The organism is Frigidibacter oleivorans (assembly GCF_003993775.1).
Classification (GTDB): Bacteria; Pseudomonadota; Alphaproteobacteria; order Rhodobacterales; family Rhodobacteraceae; genus Frigidibacter; species Frigidibacter oleivorans.
Map to the genome: position 1 here is coordinate 87,002 of NZ_RJRZ01000014.1, position 6,498 is coordinate 93,499.

Annotated in this window: 5 protein-coding genes and 1 pseudogene; 5 read left to right on the forward strand and 1 reads right to left on the reverse strand. The window is 71.2% G+C overall.

The features are described from left to right. Positions 1-147: 147 nt before the first annotated feature. Positions 148-1,476, reverse strand: a complete 1,329-nt coding sequence (locus EEY80_RS15530; protein WP_126977984.1) for an aspartate aminotransferase family protein — start codon at positions 1,474-1,476, stop codon at positions 148-150. 171 nt (positions 1,477-1,647) lie between these two features. Here EEY80_RS15530 and EEY80_RS15535 point away from each other — a divergent pair, with 171 nt between their 5' ends. The 5 genes and pseudogenes from EEY80_RS15535 to EEY80_RS15555 all read left to right on the forward strand — a co-directional run. Beyond that, the gene (locus tag EEY80_RS15535; RefSeq protein ID WP_126977986.1) at positions 1,648-2,304 is read left to right on the forward strand and encodes a TetR family transcriptional regulator C-terminal domain-containing protein; all 657 of its coding nucleotides are present in this window, start codon (positions 1,648-1,650) and stop codon (positions 2,302-2,304) included. A 105-nt stretch (positions 2,305-2,409) separates the two neighbouring features. Next, positions 2,410-2,778: a response regulator transcription factor gene (locus EEY80_RS15540; RefSeq protein WP_126977988.1), complete on the forward strand. Its 369-nt coding sequence runs from the start codon at positions 2,410-2,412 to the stop codon at positions 2,776-2,778. Between the two features lie 3 nt (positions 2,779-2,781). Continuing rightward, positions 2,782-3,078, forward strand: coding sequence for a hypothetical protein (locus tag EEY80_RS15545; protein ID WP_126977990.1), 297 nt, complete (start codon positions 2,782-2,784; stop codon positions 3,076-3,078). Between the two features lie 2 nt (positions 3,079-3,080). Beyond that, positions 3,081-5,825, forward strand: coding sequence for an ATP-binding protein (locus EEY80_RS15550; protein WP_164738279.1), 2,745 nt, complete (start codon positions 3,081-3,083; stop codon positions 5,823-5,825). A 64-nt stretch (positions 5,826-5,889) separates the two neighbouring features. Next, positions 5,890-6,498: pseudogene (locus EEY80_RS15555) on the forward strand (FliM/FliN family flagellar motor switch protein); the annotation flags it as partial.

The following is a 6,498-nucleotide window of genomic DNA, read 5'->3' on the forward strand; positions in this document are numbered from 1 at the left end:
ATCCGGTCAGGTTTCATGCTGCATGGCCGGTCCCGCCGGTCAACACCCGCGCCGGGGGCGCGGGTGGGTTCTCTGCCCCGACACCGCTTGCGGATCGTGCATCTGCCGCGAAATCGGGCGCTTCGCGGATGGACCCGTGCGCGCCGGTCAGTCCAGCCCGTCCAGAACCTCGCCCAGCGTGCCCACCAGCTCGTCGATCTGCGGTTCCGAGATGATCAGCGGCGGCGACATGGCGATGATGTCGCCGGTGGTGCGGATCAGGATGCCCTTCTCGAAGGCCTTCAGGAAGGCGGTGAAGGCGCGCTTCGTCGGTTCGCCCGGGATCGGTTCCAGTTCCACCGCGCCGATCAGGCCGAGGTTGCGGATGTCGATGACATGGCGCCGGTCGCGCAGGGAATGCAGCGCCTGTTCCCAATAGGGGGCCAGCGCGGCGGCCCGTTCGAACAGGCCCTCCTCGCGATAGGTTTCCAGAGTGGCGAGTCCCGCGGCACAGGCGATGGGGCTGCCGGAATAGGTATAGCCGTGGAACAGTTCGATCATGTGTTCCGGCCCCTGCATGAAGGCGTCATGCACCGCGGCCGTGGTCAGCACCGCCCCCATCGGGATCACGCCCGAGGTCAGGCCCTTGGCGCAGGTGATCAGGTCCGGGGTGACACCGAAATGCTGGCTGGCGAAGGGCGCGCCAAGGCGGCCGAAGCCGGTGATGACCTCATCGAAGATCAGAAGGATGCCGTGCTTCGTGCTGATCTCGCGCAGTTTTTCCAGATAGCCCTTCGGCGGCATCAATACGCCGGTCGATCCCGCCATCGGCTCGACGATCACGGCGGCGATGGTTTCCGGCCCGTGCAGCGCCACGATCCGTTCCAGTTCGTCCGCCAGATGCGCGCCATGTTCCGGCTGGCCCTTCGTGAAGGCGTTCTGCCCGGGCAGATGCGTGTGCGGCAGATGATCCACCCCGTTCAGAAGCGTGCCGAAATACTTGCGGTTGTTGACGATTCCGCCGACGGAGATGCCGCCGAAGCCCACGCCGTGATAGCCCCGCTCGCGCCCGATCAGCCGGGTCCGGGTGCCCTCGCCGCGCGCCCGGTGATAGGCGATGGCGATTTTCAGCGCCGTATCGACGGCTTCGGATCCGGAGTTGCAGTAGAACACATGGTCCATCCCCTCCGGCGCGATCTCGACGAGGCGGTTGGCCAGCTCGAAGGCCGAGGGGTGGCCCATCTGGAAGGCCGGCGCATAGTCCAGCTCGCCCGCCATCTCGCGGATCGCGGCGGTGATCTTCGGGCGGCAATGGCCGGCATTGCAGCACCACAGCCCCGCCGTCCCGTCGAGGATCTGCCGACCGTCCGCCGCCGTGTAATGCATGTCCTGTGCCGCGACCAGCATCCGCGGCGCCTTCTTGAACTGGCGGTTGGCGGTGAAGGGCATCCAGAAGGCGTTCAGGTCGTTCGGGGCGGGGTTGCGGTCCAGCGCCATGGGAAATCTCCAACAGGAAGGGGTGGCGGGGACGGACCCGGCCGGGCGGCCCGCAGCGGGCCGCGGTCAGGTTAGCAGGCGCGCGATGCCGGTCAATGGCGGCGGGAGGTTGCCGCCCCCGCGGCGGGCGCGATAGGAAGGGCGCGACGGGAGCGGGACGACGGGGGGCGGATGCAGGACGACGCGGCAGAGGCAGCAGGCCAGGATGGCGCAGAGACGGGGCCGCGGTCGCGCACCCGGATCCAGCAGCGCAACATCGCGATGATCCTCGAGGCGGCGCTGGAGGTGTTTTCGGCGCAGGGCTTCCGCGGCGCCACGCTCGACCAGATCGCCGAGGTGGCAGGCCTGTCGAAGCCGAACCTGCTGTACTACTTCCCCTCGAAAGAGGCGATGCATGTCGAGCTGCTGACCGGCCTGCTGGACACCTGGCTGGAGCCGCTGCGCCGGCTGGACCCGGCCGGCGATCCGCGGGCCGAGATCATGGGCTACATGCGCGGCAAGCTGGAGATGGCCCGCGACTATCCGCGCGAAAGCCGGCTTTTCGCCAACGAGATCCTGCAGGGCGCGCCGCGGATGCGCCCCTTCATCGAGGGCGAGCTGAAGCGGCTGGTGGACGAGAAGGCGGCGGTGATCCGGGGCTGGCAGGCCGAGGGCCGGATCGCGCCGGTCGATCCGCATCACCTGATCTTCTCGATCTGGGCGCTGACCCAGCACTACGCCGATTTCGACATGCAGGTGCGCGCGGTGCTGGGGCCGGAAGTGGCCGATCCCTTCCCCGAGGCGGCGCGCTTCCTCGACGGGCTCTATGCCCGGCTGCTCGGCCCCTGACTTCCCCCGGCACCCGCCCGCGCGGGCTTTGACGCGGGCGGCCTTTCGCGCGATAGTCCGGGTCCTGAGGGCGCCGCCGGGGGAGAGGCGGCGGGGGGACGACACATGGACAAGCATGTGCTGCTGATCGAGGACGAGCCGAACATCGCCGAGGCGGTGAGCTTCATCCTGTCGCGCGACGGCTGGCGCGTCAGCGTGCATGGCGACGGGGCGACGGCGGTGGCCCGGGTGCGGGATCTGTCGCCCGATGCGCTGGTGCTGGACGTGATGCTGCCCGGCCGCTCGGGCTTCGACATCCTGGCCGACCTGCGCGCCGATCCGGCGCTGGCCGCGACGCCGGTGCTGATGCTGACGGCGCGGGGACAGGGGCGGGAACGCGAGGCGGCCGAACAGGCGGGCGCGGACCGCTTCCTGTCCAAGCCCTTCGCCAATGCCGAGGTGGTGGCGGCGCTGCGCGATCTGGTCGGGGGCTAGCCCATGCCGCAAAGCCAGCGACCGCTGTTCCTGGCCCGCCGCAGCTATCGCCGCCGCCGGATGATGGATGCGGCGCGGCTGCTGCCGGTCTTCGGCGCGCTGGCGCTGATGCTGCCGATCCTGTGGCGCGCGCCGGGCGCGGCCGGGGGGCGCAGCACCGCCACCGGCACCGTCTATGTCTTCGTGGTCTGGGCGCTGCTGATCGGGCTGGCCTTCGTGCTGGCCCGCCGCCTGCGCCCGGCCATCGGCGACGAGGCGGACCCGCCCGAACCCGCCGGCCCGACGCTCCGGGGCGACTGATGGTGCCGTTCAACCTGCTGGTCGCGGCCTGCCTCGCCTATGTGTGCCTGCTGTTCGTCGTGGCCTTCTGGGCCGATGGCGCGGCGCGGCGCGGGCAGGTGCGCTGGCTGCGCTCGCCCCTGGTCTATACGCTGTCGCTGTCGATCTACTGCACCGCCTGGACCTTCTATGGCGCGGTGGGCTATGCGGCGCGGTCGGGGCTGGAATTCGCCACCATCTACCTCGGCCCGACGCTGGTGCTGATCGGCTGGTGGTGGCTGCTGCGCAAGCTGGTCCGCATCGGCCGGATGCAGCGCGTGACCTCCATCGCCGACCTGATCTCGTCGCGCTTCGGCAAGTCGAACCTGCTGGGGGTCATCGTCACCGCGATCTGCGTCGTCGCCGCCACGCCCTATATCGCGCTGCAGCTGCAATCGGTGACGCTGTCCTTCAACGTCTTCGCGGGGCCGCTGCCCACCGGCTGGGGCCTGCCCGACCGCGGGGCGACGGTGCTGTGGGTGGCGGGGGGGCTCGCGCTCTTCACCATCCTCTTCGGCACCCGCAACCTCGACGCCAACGAACGCCACGAGGGCATCGTCACCGCCATCGCGCTGGAGGCGGTGGTGAAGCTGGTGGCGCTGGTGGCGGTGGGGGTGTTCACCGTCTGGGGCGTGGCGGGGGGCGTGGCCGACATCCTCGACCGGATCGCGGACTCGCCCATCGCCGACTGGCAGATGGCGCCGGGGCGCTGGACGGGGCTGATGTTCCTGGCCGGGGCGGCGGTGCTGACCCTGCCGCGGATGTTCCAGGTGATGGTGGTCGAGAATTCCGACGAACGCCACCTCGCCACCGCCTCCTGGGCCTTTCCGCTGTATCTGCTGCTGATGAGCCTCTTCGTGGTGCCGATCGCGGTGGTGGGGCTCGCGGTGCTGCCGGCGGGATCGAACCCCGACCTCTTCGTCCTGACGCTGCCTTTGGCGCAGCAGCAGGGGGCGCTGGCGATGCTGGCCTTCCTCGGCGGCTTTTCCTCGGCCACCTCCATGGTCATCGTCGAGGCGATCGCGCTGGCCACCATGGTGTCGAACCATGTGGTGCTGCCGCTGTGGCTGCGGCTCCGGCGGCGCCAGCAGCAGGAGGCGGGGCAGGGGATGGTCGTGACCGGCGACCTGCGCGGGCTGGTCCTGCTGTCGCGGCGGTTGTCCATCGCCGGGGTGCTGGCGCTCGGCTATGCCTATTACAGCGTCTCGGGCGGGTCGGGGGCGCTGGCGGCGATCGGGCTGATCTCCTTCGTCGGCGTGGCGCAGATCCTGCCCGCGATGCTGGGCGGGCTGTTCTGGCGCGGGGCGACGCGGGCGGGGGCGGCGGCGGGGCTGGTCGCGGGCTTCGCCGTCTGGCTGTATGCGCTGTTCCTGCCCTCCTTCGGGTCGGGCAACCTGATGCCCGAGGCGCTGATGCAGGCGGGGCCCTGGGGCATTGCCTGGCTGCGGCCGCAGGCGCTGTTCGGGCTGGAGGGGCTAGACCCGCTGCTGCACGCGGCCTTCTGGTCGCTGGCGCTGAACGCGGGGCTGTTCTGTGCCGTCTCTCTCGTCACCTTTCCCGCGCCGATGGAACGGCTGCAGGGTCTGGCCTTCGTCAATGTCTTCGAACAGGCGGGGCCGGCGCGCGGCTGGACCCGCGGCGGGGCCGAGGCCGAGGATCTGCTGGCGATGGCGCAGGGCGTGATCGGGGCCGAGGAGGCGCAGGATTTCTTTCAGGCGCAGGCGGCGGCGCAGGGCAAGGCGGGCTTCCTGCCCGACACCACGCCGGATTTCTTTGCCGCGCTGGAACGGCGGCTGGCGGGATCGGTGGGCGCGGCCACCGCCCATGCGATGATCGCGCAATTCGCCGCCGGGGCCGCGGTGTCGGTGCAGGACCTGATGGCGGTGGCGAGCGAGGCGCAGCAGATCCTCGAATATTCCACCCAGCTGGAGGCCAAGTCCGAGGAACTGGCCCGCACCGCCCGCGCCCTGTCCGAGGCGAATGACAAGCTGCGCGCGCTGTCGGTGCAAAAGGATGCCTTCCTCAGCCAGATCAGCCACGAGCTGCGCACGCCGATGACCTCGATCCGCGCCTTTTCGGAAATCCTGATGGAGGGCGGGCTGGAACCGCCCGACCTCGCCCGCTATGCCGGCATCATCCATGACGAGGCGATCCGGCTGACCCGGCTGCTGGACGACCTGCTGGACCTGTCGGTGCTGGAAAACGGCCGGGTGCGGCTGTCGGTGCGGCCGGCGAACCTGCACGACCTGATCGACCGGGCGCTGCGGGCGGCGGGATCGACCCGCGCCGACCGCTCGTTCACCATCCATCGCGATGCGGCGGCCGAACATATGCCGGTCTTCACCGATGCCGACCGGCTGGTGCAGGTCTTCATCAACGTCATCTCCAACGCGCGGAAATACTGCGATGCCGCCCGGCCGGAACTGACCATCCGCACCCGGCGGCGCGACAGCCGGATCGAGGTGGATTTCATCGACAACGGCAGCGGCATCCCCGCCGCCGCGCAGGCGCTGATCTTCGAGAAATTCGCCCGCCTGACCGACCAGACCCGGGCCGGGGGCGCGGGGCTCGGCCTCGCCATCTGCCGCGAGATCATGGAAAACCTCGGCGGCGCGATCACCTATCTGCCGGGCCAGGGTGGCGCGGCCTTTCGGGTCAGCCTGCCCGCGCGCCCGGTAGTGCCGCCCTCCCGCGGCGCCGAGGCGGATGCCGGGGCCGCCCCGGCCTGAGGCGTCAACCTGACGCTAACCTGCGTCCGCCCATGCTCGCCCGGACCGACAGGCGGAGAGGCGGATGACCGACAGCAGCAGCGCGGGGGACAGCGCGGGCCACAGCGCCCCCCCATCGGCGATGCGCCGCAAGATCGCCGCCGCGGCGGCACCCGCCGCCCGCGGCATCGGCCCCGACCGCGCGCTGGCGCAGGCGCTCGCCCGCGCCGCGCAAGAGGGCCCGGGCCTGATCCTGCAGGTGACTCGGGTGGAGGCCGGCCGCGCGCAGGTCGAGGATCTGGCGCAGATGGCGGGCGAGCAGGCGCTGATCTTCGCGCTGGAGGGCCCCGCCGGCGGCACGGGGATCGTCGCGCTGTCGCCCGGGCTGATGGCCGGGCTGATCGAGATGCGGATGATGGGGCGGCTGACCCCGCACAGCCCCGCGCCGCGACCGCCCACGCCGACCGATGCGGCGATCTGCGGCGACACCGCGCAGGGCACGCTCGACGCGCTGGCCGCCGCGCTGGCCGGCACGGCGGACGAGGCCTGGACCGCCGGCTTCCGCCTGCGCGCGCCCGTGGGGGCCGAGGCGCTGGCGCTGCTGCTGGAGGCGGGCGAGCGGCGCTGCCTGCGCGCCCATGCCGAATTCGGGCTGGGCGGCGCGCGGTCGGGGATGCTGCTGCTGGCGCTGCCG

Coding starts and splice junctions, on each gene's coding strand:
- EEY80_RS15545 (WP_126977990.1), top strand. CDS start 2,782: ATGCCGCAAAGCCAGCGACCGCTGTTCCTGGCCCGCCGCAGCTATCGC.
- EEY80_RS15535 (WP_126977986.1), top strand. CDS start 1,648: ATGCAGGACGACGCGGCAGAGGCAGCAGGCCAGGATGGCGCAGAGACG.
- EEY80_RS15530 (WP_126977984.1), bottom strand. CDS start 1,476: ATGGCGCTGGACCGCAACCCCGCCCCGAACGACCTGAACGCCTTCTGG.
- EEY80_RS15540 (WP_126977988.1), top strand. CDS start 2,410: ATGGACAAGCATGTGCTGCTGATCGAGGACGAGCCGAACATCGCCGAG.